Here is an 18,688-nt window from a genome sequence, read left to right as displayed (position 1 = left end):
GAGATACATCTATGTCAACCGAAATTTTAACTGTATTAGGAATTGTAGCGTTTGTTTTAATTGCGCTAGTCGGATTGTATGTGACAAAGTATCGTACGGCGGGTCCTGATGAAGCACTGATTGTGACAGGTAGCTATCTTGGCTCAAAAAATGTACATAAGGATGAGTCAGGAAATCGTATAAAAATTATTCGTGGGGGAGGTACATTCGTATTTCCCATTTTCCAGCAAGCACAGCCGTTAAGTTTATTATCTAGTAAACTAGAAGTGACTACGCCAGAAGTGTACACAGAGCAAGGTGTTCCGGTCATGGCAGATGGTACAGCCATCATCAAAATTGGGGGTTCTATCACAGAAATAGCTACAGCTGCAGAGCAATTTTTAGGAAAGCAAAAAGCGGAGCGAGAAGGTGAAGCCCGTGAAGTGTTAGAAGGTCATTTGCGGTCAATTTTAGGTTCCATGACAGTGGAGGAGATTTACAAAAACCGTGATAAATTCTCACAGGAGGTTCAACGTGTGGCCTCGCAGGATTTAGCGAAGATGGGTCTTGTAATTGTATCCTTTACGATTAAGGATGTACGAGATAAAAACGGTTATTTAGATTCACTAGGTAAGCCAAGAATCGCACAGGTGAAACGTGATGCTGATATTGCAACAGCAGATGCAGAGAAGGAAACACGTATTAAGCGTGCTGAGGCGTCTAAGGAAGCCCAGAAGGCGGAATTAGAGCGTGCAACAGAAATTGCGGAAGCAGAAAAAGAAAACCAATTAAAAGTAGCAGAATTCCGTCGCGAGCAGGATATTGCTAAAGCGCGTGCTGACCAAGCATATGAGCTTGAAACAGCTCGTGCAAAGCAGGAAGTAACGGAGCAAGAGATGCAAATTCGCATTATTGAACGTCAAAAGCAAATTGAATTAGAAGAAAAAGAGATTTTACGTCGCGAGAAGCAATATGATTCTGAAGTGAAGAAAAAGGCAGACGCTGACCGTTATGCGGTAGAGCAAAATGCTGAAGCCGAAAAAATGCGAGAGCTTGCTCAGGCAGATGCAGAGAAATATCGCATTGAATCATTGGCAAAAGCGGAAGCGGAGAAAATTCGTTTGGACGGTCTTGCTAAAGCGGATGCAGAACGAGCAAAAGGGGAGACAGAGGCAGATATTATTCGTCTACGCGGTCTTGCAGAAGCTGAAGCTAAACGTAAGATTGCCGAAGCCTTTGAATACTATGGTCAAGCAGCTGTGCTGGATATGGTTGTGCGCATGATGCCAGAGTATGCAAAAGAGCTTGCAAGCCCACTTGGCAATATCGATAAGATTACAGTTGTCGATACTGGTGGTGGAGAAGGCAGTGGAGCGAATAAAGTCACATCCTATGCAACCAATTTAATGTCTACACTACAGGAAACGTTAAAAGAAACGTCAGGGATTGATGTGAAAGAACTGATTGAAAGTTATGCGGGTAAGCATACATTGCGACCAGAACTAGAACAAATTGCTTTAGGTCTAGAAAAAAAGCAAGCACCTGTTGAAGCCGTAGAGACGAAGGAAACAGTAGAACAATCCTAATAAAAGCGACCTGATGAATTTATCATCAGGTCGCTACTTTTATTTTTGTTGCTGCCATTCACTCTTGAGCATGCCATAGACCACATGATCTACATAATGATCATAGAGCCATTCTGCTGCACGAATCGTCCCCTCTTTAACTAGACCAAGTCGTTCAGGGATCGCGCGACTTTTGTAATTGGCCTCAGCAGCACGGATTTCTACTTTATGAAGCTGCAATGTTTCGAAGGCATATTGTAATAAGGCTTTAACTGTTTTGGTCATGATACCATGCCCTTGTGCTCCTTCACTAAGCCAATAACCAATCGTCCCAATTTTATTAGTAGCATTAATAGAATTAAAGCCAGCAATGCCAACAATTTCGTTTCTAAAGACAATAACGAGAGAGAGGCTACTGTTTGCTTCATGTCCTTTGATACAGCTCTCAATATAAGTGCGTGTATCTGCTACCTCCTTTGTATAATCCAACCATGGTAGCCATTCTTTTAGATACTCTCTAGAGGCATTCGTTAAGGCAAATACTTTTTCTGTGTCCCCAAGAGAAATTGTCCGTAAAGAGAGTTCTTGATTAATTGTAATCTGCAAATTGTTCACCTCACTTATTTTAAGGCATTATGCATAAAGCCTTTCATTTCACGACTAAGTACAGTCAGCTCTTCAATGATTTCGCTAAAATCCTGTACGAGCTGTGCTTGCTCATTCGTAGCATCATTGACTTGTCCCATATTTTGTCTTAGATTTTCAAGATTTCTATTAATATTTCGTAAAGAAGTTTCTATATTTTCAGTAGCGCTGGATGTCTCAAAGGACAATTTTCGAACCTCTTGTGCCACGATATTAAAGCCTGCACCATGCTGACCAGCACGAGCTGCCTCAATGGATGCATTTAAACCTAGTAAATTGGTTTGGCGTGAAATACTTTTAATTAAATCGGTCACTGCATTTGTTTTCTCAGAATCCTCTAATGCGTGCTGCGCTTGCTTATTAATTTCCTCACTTGTCGCCGCTAATTCCTCTGAATGAGAAGCAATGGTATGTACTTTATCTTGTAGACTGTTGATAATATTATCCATGGTACCCATATATTTTTCGAGCTTTAGTTCATTATCAATTGGTAGACCAAAAGCCAATGCCCCTACAACTTGACCATTTTCACGAATGGGGAATGAAAAAGCATTAAGGGCTACGCCGTATACCTCCTCTGGAATAATCACATCTGCATTTTGTCCATTAAAGGCAATGTAAACATTCTGATCATTAGGATTTACTTTTTGTCCATCTTTATCACCGGTATCCACACGTTTACCTGCCAAATATTTAACGACTGTTTCACTTTCCTTTTCAACAACAGCTACAATAGCTTCTTGTTTTAATGCAAGATGAATATAAGGTGCTGCTAGGGCTAAAGCCTCGATAATTTTCATAAAAGTTCCTCCGAGTATAGTCAATGAAAAATAGGTAGATCATCTAATTTTTTTGTGACAATGGTTTTAGATGATTTCTAGTTTTACTGTAGCACAATAGTTGCCTAAGCTAAAATAGTAAATTTCAAAAAAATGAATAAATAGCATTATTTCTTTTTGTCAACTAAAATTGGGGATCCCTCGTAAAAAATGATAAAATTTTTGTCTGTTTTTTGACAAACTGTTGTGTGTTTTGCGAAATATTGTATTAGAATAATAGTAGTACGTTGTAGAAGTGAAGGAGAGAGATATATGGAGTATATACAAAAGGGCACGAGAGCATTTCATAAAACAAACTGGGCATTGTTTTTAGCAGGCTTTATTACCTTTGCGAACTTGTATATAACACAGCCATTATTGCCAACATTTGCAGACATTTTTCACGTCTCACCAGCTATGGCTAGTTTATCTCTTTCGGTAACTACCTTTGCTTTAGCATTAAGTTTAATTATTGTCAGTTCGCTATCCGAGGCATGGGGACGAAAATCGTTGATGACCATTTCGATTTTTGCAGCTTCTATCCTTACGCTTGCACTAGCATTTTCTCCTAATTTTGAAACGATTATTATATTACGCATTTTTCAGGGGATTGTTTTCGCGGGATTACCTGCAATCGCTATGGCTTATTTAGGAGAGGAAATGGAACCAGCGAGCTTAGGGGTTGCTATGGGCTTATATATTAGCGGTAATTCAGTAGGAGGGCTTAGTGGGCGAGTTATCATTGGCACAATAACGGATCATTATAACTGGCATATAGGGATGATCGTGCTAGGGGGAATTAGCCTTCTTGTCAGTGTGTTGTTTGTCTGGATGCTGCCTAGTTCCAAACATTTTAGCGCCCGACCGCTACAATTAAAAGCATTGGCCAAAACACTTTATCAACATATGAAGGACCCTTCTATGTTATGTCTTTATGGTATAAGTTTTGTGTTAATGGGGAGCTTTGTTACACTTTACAACTATATTGGCTTCAAATTGATGGCACCCCCCTATAATTTGAGTGCAACCATTGTAGGCTGGATATTTGTCATTTACTTAGTTGGAACATTTAGCTCTGCATGGTTTGGTAGTCTGGCTGATCGATATGGTCGACAACGAATGCTGTTACTAGCTATTGCGATTATGTTAGCAGGTTCCATTGTCACGCTTAATGGACTACTTACTTTAAAAATTATAGGCATTACGGTTTTTACCTTTGGTTTTTTTGCAGCTCATTCTATTGCTAGTGGCTGGGTGAGCAAACGGGCCTCCCACGATAAAGCACAAGCTTCATCTCTTTATTTATTTTTCTATTATTTTGGTTCGAGTGTTGGTGGGACAGTAGGCGGTGTCTTTTGGGTGAAATACGGTTGGGTAGGTGTTATAGCGATGATTGCTCTATTTCTAGTGATAGCTTGTGTGCTATCTTATTTATTAAATAGGATTATTGCTAAACAAAATAGCGCAACAACTTTATAACATTTGATGATGTGAGGTGACGTTTTGCAGGAATTATTTATTTTCTTTTTTATTATCCTAACGGCATCGATTTTGCAAACTAGTACAGGATTTGGTTTTTCCATTATGGCTACGCCTTTTTTACTGCTGCTTTTTTCACCGCAAGAGGCGATGCAAATGAATATAATTCTGTCCCTTGTTATTTCCTTTTCCTTGATTTTAAAAGTAAGACAGGATATTGATCTGACCTTGCTCAAAAAGGTGATTATAGGAAGCGTTGTAGGCGCACCTTTTGGTAGCTTACTCTTTGCGTTGGTTGATGTGACGACATTCAAACTGCTCATCGCTATCCTTTTATTAGGGTTAACGATTCTTTTAATTAAAAATTTCTCCATTCAACAAACAAGCGGTAGAGATTACGGTGTTGGCTTCATCTCCGGTATATTTACAACGAGTATTGGCATGGCAGGACCACCGTTATTACTATATTTTGCGAGCACGAAAAAGAATAAAGAAATGATTCGAGCAACTTCATTAGCCTATTATATATTTATTTATCTAATTAGCTTACTATCTCAACTAACGATTGAGGGCACCAGTTTAATGGTTTGGCTCTATAGTCTATACGCCTTACCAATTGTTTTGATTGGCCTTATTGTGGGACAAATCGTATTTAAAAAACTTCATCAAAGGCTATTTTTAAAATTGGTATATTTATTATTATTTGCTGCAGGCATGATGCTATTAATACAAAGTATATGGACAATGCTGTAGACATAAAAAAAGTATGGAAGATTATTCATCTTCCATACTTTTTCGTTGTTAACCCATAATATTATAGCCAGCATCGATGTAGATTGTTTCACCAGTGACACCACGTGATAGGTGAGATAGCATCACAAGCGTCATATCTGCTACTTCGTCTTGTTGAACATTACGTTTTAAAGGAGCAGTTTCTTCGATTTTGTGTAAAATTGTATTAAAGGATGGGACACCTTTTGCAGCAAGAGTACGAATAGCACCAGCTGAAATAGCATTGACGCGAATATTATCTTGGCCGATATCAGCAGCAAGATAGCGCATAGAAGCCTCTAATGCAGCCTTTGCTACACCCATAACATTGTAGCCATCCAGTACACGTTCTGCACCTAAGTAACTCATTGTGACAATAGAGCCACCCTCAGTCATGTATGGATGAGCTGCTTTTGCTGTTGAAATTAATGAATAAGCACTTGTATCTTGTGCAAATGCATAGCCTTCACGTGTTGTTTCAAGGAAGCGATTGTGTAAATCTTCTGCATGAGCAAAAGCTACTGAATGAACAATGCCATGAATAACGCCAACCTTAGAGCCGATTTCATCGAAAGCTGCTTTTGTACTGTCATCACTATTTACGTCGCATTGAACAATGAGAGAATCGGATTGTCCAATATTGTCTAATTGTTTTTGTAATTTTTTTAATGAGCGTTCTTGACGATACGTGAAAATGACGTTTGCACCTACATCAAATAAGCGTTTCGCAATGCCCCAAGCAATACTTCGATCATTTGCAACACCCATAACAACAATGTTCTTATCTTTTAATTGTAATAAATTATCCATCATTATGAAGAACTCCTTTGTGAGATAATATCTGTTATTAGTACCAACTACTAAAATCTTATCATACATAAAATAGCGTTGCAATAATAAGATAAAAAGAGAGGCTGTTAAATAGCAAAAAAAATTCATCCCAGAAGAGACGAATTAAATAATGACTATTTATTTTATAACATGATATTCATACATATCGATTGCTCGATTAACTGCATTGTTGACAGCAATTCTAAAGCAATTTTGAGTGCGAATAGCTTGCACAAGAACTTTAATTGCTCTTGTTTGATCTCTATGAAAAGAAGCGTTGTCAGTTTGAAAATCATCCTCTAAATAAGCGAGAAAATATGGCTTCTCCTCTGGTAGCTCTAATAAATCAGACTCAGCACTTTTTTCAACGGTATTGTAAATCCACAAGTCTATGGCATTCCCTAATTGAAAGGCAACGAAGTATTGTAAGTCATCATTATCACATTCTCTTATTTTTCGAATTATTTGAATTTTTTTGAGCTCATCTATTAAAAATGTATTGATTGAGTAGTAGATAGCTTTAGAAGGATTGAGAATAAGTTCATCGGTATGCTGAGATTTAAAGAAAACCCAGCTATTTAAAACGCTGGCCCATGAATCTAACGTATTCAAACATTTTGCATATACATCTGGAAAAACTGTTTGCCATTTTGCCGCAAGAGTTTTAAATAAATCAATATGGTCTTGATCAATATGAAATAAACTATGCTCTACTTGTAACTGCTTAAACATCATCATTCCTCCAGTAGATTGTTATGTATAGAATGGACCATATGATTATTATCTGATGCAAAAATTAGCAATAATTTTAATCAATAAGAAGGCATCCAATGAAGGATGCCTTTTAGGGTATACATTCAATTGAAGACTATTCGTATTTTAATGCGTCCCCATCGAAAGTTTCATCTGCTACTTTGATAGAGTCTGTTGGACAACCTTCAAAAGCATCTTGCATATCTTCTAATAGATCTTCTGGTACTTCAGCAGTTCCCATGTTATCATCTAAAATAACGAAGGCAATCCCTTCATCATCATAATCATAAATGTCTGGCGCTGCGGCTCCACATGCGCCACAAGCGATGCATGTATCTTTATCAACAATTGTGTATTTAGCCATTTTATTCTCTCCTTTAACGATGTTCCTACAAAGCTTCATACTCATTTTAAAGATGTTTATCTTACATTTCAACTTAAATACTATTAAATTGGAGGAATTTGCGTCAATGTTTCATCAAATTTTATTGCAAATCTTTCAAAAACTCAATAATGAACGTACAATTTCGGCTGCCTATCATGTTTTAAGAGGTAAGCGCTCAGGCCAGACAATTCAAGATATTGGCCTTTTTCAGTTACATTCATATTTCGGCTTATTACCAAAACTACCTCGTGCTACATTTGATGAGGCTGTTACCTTATTTATGCAATATAGTTGGTTAAAAGTGCAGGAATCTGGTCATTTCTACATGGAAAAGCTAGGATTGCAGCGAGCCCAACAAACACCGAGCTTTTTCTTTGATGGTTGGCATTATCGTGGGAATGAGCATGTTTTTTTTGCCCGGCTATCTTTAATTGTCCAAAGTTTGTCACATCAAGCTGCAGCAGTTCGTTCGTTTTCTCCCATCAGTAGAGATCCAGCGATACAAGCATGGGTGCGGTCATTTTTACAGGGGCACCATTACAAAGAAGGGCATTTACAGCAACAATTATTAGTAGAATGTACAAATGTACTTAACATTCTTCCTATTTCAGATGCTAATAAGCAGCTAGTTCTATACCGTTTAAGCGGTCATCGATTACCTGGTTGGACGTGGCAACAGCTTGCGGATGAACGAAAGGAATCCGTGCTTGATAGTCAGTTAGCTTTTATTGAAACACTACATATTTTATTAAATGAAGTGCATCAAACAAATAATGATTATCCTTTACTTGGGCAAATAGCAGAAGGATTAAAAGTGAAAATATTGTTAACCGATTCTGCACAACAAACAGCACAATTATATGAACAAGGCTATTCAATAGAGCAAATTGTACAATTGAGGAAGTTAAAACAAAGTACAATAGAGGATCATTTTGTGGAATTAGCAATGTATGAACCGAACTTTTCTATTGGACCATTCGTCTCATATGAAGAAGCACAAAAAGTTTGGCAGGCGTCGGCGCAATATCAAACAAAAAAATTAAAAATATTACATGAAGCTTTAAATGATATGAGTTATTTTCAATTAAGGCTTGTCCTTGCGAAAGGAGAAGTTTAAATGGAACTTGAACAATTATTGCAAAAGCATTTTGGTTATTCATCCTTTCGACCAGGGCAGAAAGAAGTCATTGAAGCTATACTGGAGGAACAAGATGTTATTGCGTTATTACCAACAGGAATGGGGAAATCACTTTGCTATCAGCTCCCAGCCTATACGTTAGAGAAGCCGGTATTAATTGTTTCGCCATTGCTCTCATTAATGCAGGATCAAGTGGAGGAACTGAAACGTTTCGGGGAAAAAAGGGTTGTTGCACTAAATTCCTTTTTAACCGTCACGGAAAAACGCTATGTGCTACATTATTTAGAACAGTATCGCTTTATTTTTACATCACCAGAGATGCTCCTTCAACAGCAGGTACAAGAAAAACTAGCACACATAAAGCTAGGATTAATTGTAGTAGACGAAGCGCATTGTATCTCACAATGGGGATTTGATTTTCGGCCGGATTATTTACGCATAGGTGAATGGTTTTCGAGGGGAAATCGTCCACCAATCTTAGCGTTGTCAGCAACAGCAACGAAAAAGGTTGTTCAAGATATTAGGGAGACCCTATCACTTAAGGCTCCATTTGAGTTTATGTATAATGTGGACCGACCAAATATTCATTTAGGTCGCATTGTAGTAGAGGATAAGGCTGATAAATCTAAGTGGCTCATGCAACATATTAAAGAAACGGCAGGCCCAGGTATTTTGTATGTTTCCTCTCGTAAACGTGCGCAACAATACAGCGAGGCCCTTTTACAAGCCGGTATTCGGACTGCTGCATACCATGCGGGCTATGGTGCAGAGGACCGTCAGTTTATCCAACAACAGTTTATAGATGGTGAACTGGATTGGATAGTAGCAACAAATGCTTTCGGCATGGGGATTAACAAACTAGATATACGCCAAGTAATACATGAATCTATGCCTGGCAATATTGCGAATTATATGCAGGAGATTGGACGTGCCGGTCGAGATGGTCATTCTGCGCTTGCCATTTTACTGTATAGTGATGGAGATGAAGAGCAGGCGAAATTTGTTGTGACAGGTGATTTGCCGACACCTCACCATGTTGATCGCTACCAGGAATTACTTAATCAGCAAATCCAGCCAGCACAAATGCTAAAGAATGGCGAGTTGAGTGAGACAGCCTTTCGAGTGTTGGACTACTGGATTCAACAAGAATCTACGGAACAAGTAAAGGCCCGACTAAATCATTTAGCCCTAGAGAAGTACCGTGCAGTGGACGAAATGCTTAAAATCATTCAGACAAAAGACTGTATTCGTGAACATTTAGTCGGGTATTTTGGGCAAAAATTGCAGAAAAGGCCGGAAAACTGTTGTGAAAATTGTGGAATCCATTATGATGAAATCAAGAAAACACGCTTACAAGAAGATAAGAAAATGGAAATGATGTCATGGGTAAGTCGATTGCAGCAACTTTTAATGGGTATTTAGACTAAAACTGACGGTCATTTACTTTTTTCGTAAAATTCGTCATAATAGAAATGATAGAAAGCGTAGTAAGGTTGGGGGAAAGGCGAATGAATAAAGAAGATTATCGCGATAAAATAGAAGAGCATCGTCAATCATTTGAAGATGAACAAAAAGAGCAGTCTTTATCGAGAGTTTCCAGAATGAACAAAAATGGCAATAAAAACAAAAAGCCAAAAAATTCAAAACGAAAAACACCATTAATGACAATTCTTTTTGTTATTTTTATCCTTATTCCATTAACGATACTCATTTATTTTTGGAAGTTTTATGAACCAGGAAAAACGATTGAACAAGCTGAGAAGGATACAGCAGAACAGGTCGTCGAATTAGATCCTTCAGAAGCATCTGCATCAAATCAAGATAAAAAGGATCAAGACGGTCAGGCTGATAAAAAAGCTCAGGAGCAATCTCAAAAAGATGCAGATAAACTAGCGGCTGAACAAAAGGCCGCGGAAGAAGCGAAAAAAGCGCAAGAGGCTAAGAAGGCTGAAGAAGCGAAAAAAGCCGAAGCAGCTGAAAAAGCCGAAGCAGCAAAACGAGCTGAGGAAGCTAGAATAGCTCAACAACAGGCGGAGGCTGCGAGAAGAGCCGAAGAGGCTAAAAAAGCCGAAGAAGCAAAACAAAATGCTAAAGCAAGTACACATACTGTGAAAGCAAATGAGAACTTATACCGCATTGCATTAAATCATTATGGCGATGGCAGTGAAGCGACATTAGCAAAAATTCGCGCAGCCAATGGCATGTCTTCGAATACTGTCATGGTTGGTCAAGTAATAAAACTACCTTAATGTATAAAATAACAGACAAACGTTCACACCAAAACGTATGTCTGATTTAGCAAAAAGGCGATTCGTTTGTTAAGAAGAATCGCCTTTTTGCTGTCGTAAGGAGAAGTGAGGGAATGCTATATTTAGGGCTATTGCTATTAATAGCTATTGCCTTTCTACTTTATATGTGGAAGGTAGCGCATGAAAACAATGTTTTGCATCACCAGCTAACATTACAGGGTGAGCAGGAGAAGGTACGATTATTTTTTATTTCAGATGTTCATTTGCGTAAAATAAATAAGAAAATGATTGACCGGTTAGAGGGCCATTTTGATGCTGTCATCATTGGTGGGGACTTTGCAGATAGTCGTACACCCATTGCACGAATTCATGAAAATTTACAATTAGTAACTTCTATCGGACCAACCTACTTTGTTTGGGGGAATAATGACAGAGAAGTTGGAGAGGAAAGGCTGAAGGCCATTTTACAAGAGCACCAGGTTCAAATCATCGTTAATGATGCTGTGCTACTTCCCACCAAAAATCGCTTTTGGCTAAGTGCCATTGAAGATACAACGGTGAAGGAATATAGTTTTGAAAAGGCCTTTGCGAAGGTTGGAGAGCAGGATTTGGTTGTTTTTATCGCTCATAATCCAGGTGTTTTTGCCAAAGTTCGTGCAAAGTTCCATGCTGATTTAATGATGGGAGGGCATTTACATGGGGGGCAGATTCGATTTGGTCCCTATGGTGTACATCCAAATGGTTCTTATCGAGAGCGAGATGGTGTCATGACCTTAGTTAGTAATGGCTATGGCACGACATTAGTACCTTTCAGACTAGGTGCTAAGCCGCAATGTCATATTATTGATATTGATATTGATATTGCGAGTAAATAACCAACCAAAATCTGTGAGAAGGCGTATAATAAAAAGATATCATCTATTCTATGATGATGTGAAAGCATGGAGCAGCAAATTGTGCTGGTCCAATTCGATTGGAGTGTCAAGAAATGCAGCAAGCAGATGCAATTATTGTTGGAGGAGGCCCTTGTGGTTTAGCAGCAGCAATAGCTTTGCAAAATATTGGATTACAACCTATTGTGATTGAAAAAGGAAATATCGTAAATGCTATTTATCATTATCCAACACATCAAACATTTTTTAGTACAAGTGAGCGTTTAGCAATTGGTGACGTACCCTTTATTATTGAAGGACGTAAACCAAAACGCAACCAAGCATTGGTCTACTATCGTGAAGTTGTCCGTTTAAAAAATATACAGGTTAATCGCTTTGAAAAAGTACAAAGTGTTGTGAAAAATAAGGATATGTTTACGGTTACTTCCGATAAAGATACGTATGAAACGCCGTATGTTGTCATTGCAACGGGTTACTATGATCACCCAAATTATTTAAATATCCAAGGCGAACAGTTACCGAAAGTATTCCATTATTTTAAAGAGGGTCATGAATTTTTCGATACAGATGTTCTAGTTATTGGTGGTAAAAATTCAGCTGTGGATGCAGCTTTAGAATTGAATAAAGCGGGTGCCCGAGTAACGGTTGCCTATCGAGGAAGTGAATATTCTTCAAGCATCAAACCTTGGGTATTACCTGAATTTGAAGGGGTAGTTAAAACAGGGGAAGTTGCTATGCATTTTAATACGAATGTGTTAGAAATTCGCGAGCATGAGGTTGTTTTAGAAATAGATGGTCAAGAGCAAATAATCAAAAATGATTTTGTTTTTGCCATGACTGGCTATCATCCAGATCACTCCTTTATTAAAGCAATGGGAGTAGAAATTGATGAAGAAACAGGGCGTCCTTATGTTACCCCAGAAACGATGGAGACTAATATCGAAGGATTATTTATTGCGGGCGTCATTGCAGCTGGGAATAATGCAAATGAAATTTTTATCGAAAATGGGCGTTTTCACGGAGAATGTATCGCTCAAATTATCGAGCAAAGAAGAAAATAATGAAATGGGCTGTATAGGCAATGTAGCTTATACAGCCTTTTTAGCAAGGAGGGCCTTTTTTGTTTGGGTGGTACTGGCTATTCAGTTATATAATAGGAAACTTTATGACGGCCTATTTCGTTGGAAAGATATATAAGGTTAATTTACAGCAAGAGCGCAGTAAAAACTTAGGTGCTCGAAATGCAGGAAGTGTTATTGGAAAAGCGGCCTTTATTTGGACTTTGCTCGGGGATTCACTGAAAGGTGTGCTAGTAGTCGGATTAGGCCATCTGTGGCATTTGGATGAATGGATTATTATTGGGGGTGCTGCATGGGTTATTGTGGGGCATCTATTTCCTATTTGGTTGAAATTTAATGGGGGAAAAGGTGTGGCTACTTTTATTGGTGTAGGTCTCGCTCTATCTCCGAGCCTATTTTTTTGGATGATTATAGGAACTGCGTTTGTGATGGTTTTTACAAGAAGTTTGACACTTGGCATGGTCGGGGGCTTTATATTCTATGTCGGTGCAATCATTCTTGCAGGGAAACTAGAGCTCTATAGTCTGTTAGTCTTAGCCATTGTATGTATGCTCATCAAGCATAGGTCTAATATTCAGGAGTCGTTGACAAGAGGGAAGTGAAGAGATGTATTGGTGTAAAATTGCACAAACGAATGAGGAATTTGAGGCCATTGCCCAACTGAATTATGAGACTTTTGTAGAAGAAATTCCACAGCATAAACCAAATGCGACAAGAAAAAAAGTTGACCGATTTCATCAACAGAATACGTATGTTGTCGTGTACAAGGAAACAGAACTAATTGGAATGTTGGCATTTAGAGATCAAAGACCATTTTCCATAGATGAAAAAATTGGTAAGGTTGAACAGTTTTTAGAGAAGGAAAATTGTGCTAAGCTATGTGAAATTCGCTTGCTTGCAGTAAAAAGAGGTTATCGGACAGGGCGTGTACTTCTAAAACTTACACAGGCCTTAAACACATTTGCCTACGAAAAAGGCTATACAGCGGCAGTGATTTCAGGTACAACTCGTGAAGAAAAGCTCTACCGACAAATGGGTTTTAGACAGTTTGCGCCAGCGGTAGGGGAAAAGGAAACATTATTTTTACCGATGGTGCTTACTAGACATGAATTTGAGCAGTCACTACAACATAGACTATCTGCGGACCATTTTACTTTTTATCCAGGGCCTGTAAAGCAATTAGAGCAAATTGGTTATACAGATTTATCACACCGTTCATTACCATTTTATGCACTCTATGAACGTGTACAAAAAAAGTTACTGTATTTATCGAAAGCAAATCATGTTGGCATCATCGTTGGTACAGGGACGTTGGCAAATGAAGTGATGCTTGCGCAACTAAAGGAACAACAAGTTGGAAAAGGACTAATCTTAACAAATGGAGAATTTGGTGAACGTTTAAGAAAGCAAGCTATTCGTTGGTCATTACAATTTGATGTGGTAAGAAAAGACTGGGGGACAGCGTTTGATTTCGATGAAGTGGCGTCGCTGTTAGCAACAGGTTCTTATCAATGGATGCTAGCAGTACATGGCGAGACTTCTACAGGGACTTGTAATGATTTAGAAAGTCTTAGTAAGCTCGCCAAACACTATCAGGTAAAGCTGTGCATAGATAGTATCAGCACGTTCGGGGCCATGCCATTTTCTTTACAAGACTGCTATTTAGCAACTGCCGTGAGTGGTAAAGCTATAGGTGCATTAAGTGGGCTAGCTTTTGTTTTCTCTCAATCACTTGCACCATCATCTGCCACGCTTCCTACTTACCTAGATTTAGCTAATTATCAGCAAGGAGCCATACCATTTACGCTCCCAGCAGTGTTACTTGGCAATGTTGATAGGTCATTGCAAGCCTATCCAGAAAGGTATGAGCAACTACAGCAACGCTTTAAGGCATTGCTGAAGCTACCGATCATGCAGTATCAATATTCAACAGTTCAATATCCAATGTTGGTAACTGTTCAACTGCCGAGCACCTTTTCAAACTTACACATTGATTTAGCATTAAATGGACTATTCGTGCATGGTGATAGCCATTATTTACGTCAAAAGGGATTCCTCCAATTTTCGGTTATTCAACCAGATTTCGATGAAGCCCTCCAACGACTTGGCGAAATATTGAGCTACTATGAAAAGGTCATAAAGACAGAGACGTTGACTTTACAGGAAAAAGTCCTTTAAATTTAACGGAGAGCCTGTAGTATTAAGTCCAATTAATAATTTTAAACGTGCCTTTTGACCATTAATCCCTGTGGCAAAAATTGCGCCCAAATCTTCTAGCATTTTACCGCCGCCAACATAACCATAAACACCCTCTGCAATACCATTGAAGCAGCGGGAAACAAGTATAACAGGAATGTCTCGCTGTATAAGGCTTTCAATGCCCTTTACAACAGATGGTGGGACATTTCCTTGTCCTAAGCCTTCAAGCACAACACCATCATATTTACAAGCAAGCACAACATCAAGTAAATCTTCTTCCATACCGGCATAAACCTTTAACATTGCTACACGCTTTGATAAATTATCAACTTCTACATATTGTCTACGAATAGGTGCATGATGGAATAAGATACGTGATTTTGTAATCAATCCAATCGGTCCATACTGAGGGGATTGAAAAGTATTTACTGAACTTGTGCTTGTTTTTGTTGTATTAACCGCAAGATGAACTTCATCATTCATCACAACCAATACTCCTTTGTCACGAGCTTCATCATCAACAGCTACACGAACTGCCTCCACTAAATTATAAATGCCATCTGCCCCTAGTTCGTTAGATGAACGCATTGCACCTGTTAGCACGATCGGAATGGATAAATTTGTTGTTAGCTCTAAGAAATAAGCAGTTTCTTCCAAAGTGTCAGTGCCGTGTGTAATGACAACTCCATCGATTTGCTGTGACATAATTTGTTCCATCATGACATGGCGTAATTGCAGCATTTCTTTCGGTGTAATATGAGGAGATGGAAGATTAAAAGCTTCTATTTCAATGATGTCTGCAAGGGATGCCAGTTTATTACTTTCCTTCATGAGTGGATTTTCTATATTTGGCATGACCGCTCCTTCAGCACTCATGGCCATGGAGATTGTGCCGCCTGTATGAATTAATAAAATTGTCTTTTTCATAAAAAATAAAATCTCCTTTTAAAAAGTTTTTTTGTCATTACATGGTATAATAATAGCAGTCTATTGTTGAAAGGAGCCGGCATCATGATCATTTTATTATCTGCTGCCATTGCTCCCGGTCTAGCGCTTTTTAGTTATTTCTATTTGCGCAATCAGATGGCTACGGAGCCAAGAAGAACTTTACTACAAACGTTTTTATACGGTGCATTCTTAACGTTCCCTATCATGTTTTTACAGTATGTATTAACAGAGGAAGGGGTATTTCGATATCTTTATCTTCAAGACGTCCTTTTTTCTAGTGTTATTGAAGAGTTTTTTAAATGGTTTGTTCTATTAATTGCCATTTACAATCATATAGAATTTGATGACCCTTATGATGGTATATTGTATGGTGCCAGCATATCACTTGGTTTTGCGACAATTGAAAATGTCCTTTATTTACTTTCTTTTGGCTTGGACACGGCATTCATGCGAGCCTTATTACCAGTCTCAAGTCACGCATTGTTCGGTGTCGTCATGGGCTATTATTATGGACGTGCTAAGTTTTCGAAGCTTGTAAAGACAAAAGAAATGATTGCAATGGCGCTTTGTGCACCTGTTGTACTTCACATTCTATACAATACAATATTATCATTCAAAGGTCACTGGGTTTATTTAATGATTCCTTTTATGTTGTTTTTATGGTGGTTTGGCTTGCGAAAAGTAAAGCTTGCCCATTACCATCTAGTTCAACATTTGCATATGCAAAAGAAAATTTAAAGCGTAGAAATCGTCAAAGATTTCTACGCTTTATTTCTTTATTAGCATGTATAAATTACTTCTTTTGTTTCAAGCTATAAAAAAAAGGAGTGATAAAAGTGCGTTTAGTCAGCATACTTTTTGCTTTGATATTAGGAATTAGTATAATTGCGATTCCTCAAAATGATGCAATAGCTTTTAGTGACCAGCAAATTACTCGTGGTGCCTACGGAGATGATGTCATTGAATTGCAATCCAGATTACAATACTTAGGTTTTTATAAGAGTAAAATCGATGGCAAATTTGGCTATAACACATACTGGGCTTTACGTAATTTCCAAGAGAAATATGGTTTACCAGTAGACGGGATTGCTGGCGCAAAAACAAAGAAAGCGTTAGCAGGCTACTCTGATTATGATGAAAAATGGGTAAAAGCACAATTAAATGCGGGTAATCAATTTACTTATTATGGTGGCAAGCCACTTGATCAGCAGGTACAAAAAGGTACTGGTGGCGGTAATAGTAGTGGGAGCAGCAATAATAATGGAACTCAAACGCAAGTCCCACCAAAATATACAGAACGTGATTTGCAGTTAATGGCGAATGCTGTATATGGAGAGGCTAGGGGAGAACCGTATGAGGGACAAGTAGCAGTAGCAGCTGTTATTTTAAATCGTTTAGAAAGCCCCGATTTCCCTAATACAATTTCGGGTATTATATTCCAACCACTAGCTTTTACAGCAGTAGCTGATGGACAAATTTGGTTAGAACCTAATGAACGAGCAAAAGAAGCCGTTATTGATGCAATGAACGGCTGGGACCCATCTGAAAATGCGTTATATTATTTCAATCCAAAAACAGCAACAAGTAAATGGATTTGGTCACGTCCACAAATTAAACAAATAGGAGAGCATATTTTCTGTTCATAGAAAGGAGGAACATCGATGAAAACTTGGCTCGTGGTCTTAACGATTGCTGTTATTGGGTTAGGGGCATACAGCATAGATTTACATGGCGATAAAGAAGATTTACAACGTACCGTACTAGCGCAATATACAGATAAGTTAACAGATGCATCTGAAAAACTATCCCATCTCCAGCGGGCTGTATCACAATCCCTCTTGTTTCAAGACGAGCAGGCGATTCACAGTGAGCTAGACTCGGTTTGGCGCTTAAGCTCAGAAGTTCGTTCTTCCATTGCTAATATCCCGATTGGACAAGAACTATCGAATGAATGGATGAATTATTTAGGAAGACTTGGCGATGAAGCAAAAAGAACAGCAAAAACAGGTGATTATGAGGCTTGGCGTGATAAGATGCCACAGGTCTCCGCAAATTTACAATCCCTTTCTGATGATTGGACAGCTGCAACAGTTGATTTTTATAAGCATGATGGAAAAATGGATGTTTGGCTACAGCAAGTTGATAATAAAAATCCAAACACAAAATTTGATACTGTAAAAGATACGTTAAAGGGTTACGGAGAAAAGGATTTCCCGCTAACACTATCAGAATCTGATTGGCAGAAGAAAATCGAGTTAAAAGCATTGCAGGATGCTGTGATTACCGAAAAAGAAGCGTTAGAAAAAGTCAAATATTTATTCCCTGCCATTAAAGACGCAACATTTACGGTCACTAAAAGTAGTGACACCGCACCGTATCCTTTCTATCACATTCAATTCCATCAAGGGATACGTTTAGGCTATGTAGATTTGACGGAAAAGGGAGGACATTTACTGTCCTATTTAGTAGAACGTCCTGTTGATGAAGCAAAGCTCTCACAAGAGGAAATCCTCAAAAAAGCTCAGGAATATGTGAAGAAACTAGGCATGAAAGATGTGGCTTATGTGGAATCACGAGAAAATCATCAAGCATGGCATGTGACATTTGCCCGTGTACATCCTGGGGACAATGCGTTAATTTATGCGGATGGTGTTCAATTAAAAGTAGCGAAAGATACAGGTGAGCTGTTAGGTGCGAATGCAATGGAGTATATTCAAGAAGAGAATATTAAACCACAAACAGCGAAACCTATTGATTGGAAAACATTCTTCCAAGACGATATTCAAGTACAAGAGGTAAAAAATATTTATACAGATAATGGCCAATTTGAACAGCGACTTTGCTATGAGGTCATTGCATTACGTGACGGAAATACTCAGGAAACATTTAGAATTGTTATTGATGCGGAAAACCACAATGTATTAAAAGTGGAATATCTAACTTAATAATAAGAAAA

At 38.4% G+C, this 18,688-nt stretch carries 19 protein-coding genes; 13 read left to right on the top strand and 6 right to left on the bottom strand.

From position 1 onward, the window contains the following. Positions 1 to 11: 11 nt before the first annotated feature. Entirely contained in the window at positions 12 to 1,565 is a 1,554-nt protein-coding gene (floT, locus tag ABC382_RS08345) for a flotillin lipid rafts scaffold protein FloT (RefSeq protein WP_274796320.1), read from the top strand. A 39-nt stretch (positions 1,566 to 1,604) separates the two neighbouring features. On the opposite strand, the gene ABC382_RS08340 is transcribed toward floT, so the two are convergent. Both ABC382_RS08340 and ABC382_RS08335 read right to left on the bottom strand, forming a co-directional pair. Further along, on the bottom strand, positions 1,605 to 2,150 hold the full coding sequence (locus ABC382_RS08340; protein WP_322610414.1) for a GNAT family N-acetyltransferase: 546 nt from the start codon (positions 2,148 to 2,150) through the stop codon (positions 1,605 to 1,607). 14 nt (positions 2,151 to 2,164) lie between these two features. Continuing rightward, positions 2,165 to 2,989, bottom strand: coding sequence for a methyl-accepting chemotaxis protein (locus tag ABC382_RS08335; protein WP_312505677.1), 825 nt, complete (start codon positions 2,987 to 2,989; stop codon positions 2,165 to 2,167). A 291-nt stretch (positions 2,990 to 3,280) separates the two neighbouring features. Between ABC382_RS08335 and ABC382_RS08330 the strand changes: the two genes are divergently transcribed. Both ABC382_RS08330 and ABC382_RS08325 read left to right on the top strand, forming a co-directional pair. Next, positions 3,281 to 4,486 carry an MFS transporter gene (locus ABC382_RS08330; RefSeq protein ID WP_322610415.1) on the top strand — a complete coding sequence of 402 codons (1,206 nt, stop codon included), beginning with the start codon at positions 3,281 to 3,283 and terminating at the stop codon, positions 4,484 to 4,486. A gap of 24 nt (positions 4,487 to 4,510) precedes the next feature. Then, positions 4,511 to 5,239: a sulfite exporter TauE/SafE family protein gene (locus ABC382_RS08325; RefSeq protein WP_274796324.1), complete on the top strand. Its 729-nt coding sequence runs from the start codon at positions 4,511 to 4,513 to the stop codon at positions 5,237 to 5,239. Between the two features lie 48 nt (positions 5,240 to 5,287). On the opposite strand, the gene ABC382_RS08320 is transcribed toward ABC382_RS08325, so the two are convergent. The 3 genes from ABC382_RS08320 to ABC382_RS08310 all read right to left on the bottom strand — a co-directional run bounded on the left by ABC382_RS08320 (position 5,288) and on the right by ABC382_RS08310 (position 7,205). After that, positions 5,288 to 6,070, bottom strand: a complete 783-nt coding sequence (locus ABC382_RS08320) for an enoyl-ACP reductase FabI (protein ID WP_274796325.1) — start codon at positions 6,068 to 6,070, stop codon at positions 5,288 to 5,290. A 156-nt stretch (positions 6,071 to 6,226) separates the two neighbouring features. Further along, the gene (locus ABC382_RS08315; RefSeq protein WP_322610416.1) at positions 6,227 to 6,820 is read right to left on the bottom strand and encodes a hypothetical protein; all 594 of its coding nucleotides are present in this window, start codon (positions 6,818 to 6,820) and stop codon (positions 6,227 to 6,229) included. Positions 6,821 to 6,956: 136 nt separating this feature from the next. Next, positions 6,957 to 7,205 (bottom strand): ferredoxin, encoded by a 249-nt coding sequence (locus tag ABC382_RS08310; protein WP_274796327.1) that lies wholly within the window; start codon positions 7,203 to 7,205, stop codon positions 6,957 to 6,959. Positions 7,206 to 7,311: 106 nt separating this feature from the next. Here ABC382_RS08310 and ABC382_RS08305 point away from each other — a divergent pair, with 106 nt between their 5' ends. The 7 genes from ABC382_RS08305 (at position 7,312) to ABC382_RS08275 (ending at position 14,763) form a co-directional block, all read left to right on the top strand. Continuing rightward, positions 7,312 to 8,343, top strand: coding sequence for a YpbB family protein (locus ABC382_RS08305; protein WP_274796328.1), 1,032 nt, complete (start codon positions 7,312 to 7,314; stop codon positions 8,341 to 8,343). Further along, a complete protein-coding gene (locus ABC382_RS08300) occupies positions 8,344 to 9,786 on the top strand; it encodes a RecQ family ATP-dependent DNA helicase (protein ID WP_322610417.1) in 1,443 nt (480 codons plus the stop codon). It abuts the gene before it with no gap. Between the two features lie 86 nt (positions 9,787 to 9,872). Further along, positions 9,873 to 10,613 (top strand): LysM peptidoglycan-binding domain-containing protein, encoded by a 741-nt coding sequence (locus ABC382_RS08295; protein WP_274796330.1) that lies wholly within the window; start codon positions 9,873 to 9,875, stop codon positions 10,611 to 10,613. Between the two features lie 113 nt (positions 10,614 to 10,726). After that, a complete protein-coding gene (locus tag ABC382_RS08290; protein WP_274796331.1) occupies positions 10,727 to 11,488 on the top strand; it encodes a metallophosphoesterase in 762 nt (253 codons plus the stop codon). A gap of 113 nt (positions 11,489 to 11,601) precedes the next feature. Beyond that, positions 11,602 to 12,567, top strand: coding sequence for a YpdA family putative bacillithiol disulfide reductase (locus tag ABC382_RS08285; protein ID WP_274796332.1), 966 nt, complete (start codon positions 11,602 to 11,604; stop codon positions 12,565 to 12,567). Positions 12,568 to 12,626: 59 nt separating this feature from the next. Beyond that, positions 12,627 to 13,187 carry a glycerol-3-phosphate acyltransferase gene (locus ABC382_RS08280; RefSeq protein ID WP_274796333.1) on the top strand — a complete coding sequence of 187 codons (561 nt, stop codon included), beginning with the start codon at positions 12,627 to 12,629 and terminating at the stop codon, positions 13,185 to 13,187. Positions 13,188 to 13,191: 4 nt separating this feature from the next. Then, positions 13,192 to 14,763 carry an aminotransferase class V-fold PLP-dependent enzyme gene (locus tag ABC382_RS08275; protein ID WP_322610418.1) on the top strand — a complete coding sequence of 524 codons (1,572 nt, stop codon included), beginning with the start codon at positions 13,192 to 13,194 and terminating at the stop codon, positions 14,761 to 14,763. Here the strand turns inward: ABC382_RS08275 and ABC382_RS08270 are convergent. Further along, positions 14,743 to 15,711 carry an asparaginase gene (locus ABC382_RS08270; protein WP_322610419.1) on the bottom strand — a complete coding sequence of 323 codons (969 nt, stop codon included), beginning with the start codon at positions 15,709 to 15,711 and terminating at the stop codon, positions 14,743 to 14,745. The two genes, ABC382_RS08275 and ABC382_RS08270, sit on opposite strands and share 21 nt — an antisense overlap. A gap of 84 nt (positions 15,712 to 15,795) precedes the next feature. On the opposite strand from ABC382_RS08270, the gene prsW reads away from it, so the two are divergent. The 3 genes from prsW to ABC382_RS08255 all read left to right on the top strand — a co-directional run bounded on the left by prsW (position 15,796) and on the right by ABC382_RS08255 (position 18,677). Next, the gene (gene prsW / locus ABC382_RS08265; protein WP_004232588.1) at positions 15,796 to 16,470 is read left to right on the top strand and encodes a glutamic-type intramembrane protease PrsW; all 675 of its coding nucleotides are present in this window, start codon (positions 15,796 to 15,798) and stop codon (positions 16,468 to 16,470) included. A gap of 98 nt (positions 16,471 to 16,568) precedes the next feature. Beyond that, entirely contained in the window at positions 16,569 to 17,378 is an 810-nt protein-coding gene (gene sleB / locus ABC382_RS08260) for a spore cortex-lytic enzyme (protein WP_274796336.1), read from the top strand. 15 nt (positions 17,379 to 17,393) lie between these two features. Then, positions 17,394 to 18,677 (top strand): PepSY1/2 domain-containing protein, encoded by a 1,284-nt coding sequence (locus tag ABC382_RS08255; protein WP_274796337.1) that lies wholly within the window; start codon positions 17,394 to 17,396, stop codon positions 18,675 to 18,677. The last annotated feature ends 11 nt before the right edge of the window (positions 18,678 to 18,688 follow it).

This window comes from Lysinibacillus phoenicis (assembly GCF_047238325.1).
In the GTDB taxonomy this organism is placed as follows: Bacteria; Bacillota; Bacilli; order Bacillales_A; family Planococcaceae; genus Lysinibacillus; species Lysinibacillus irui.
Note: the sequence above shows the minus strand (reverse complement) of the source record. Positions and strands in the feature narration are given on the sequence as shown.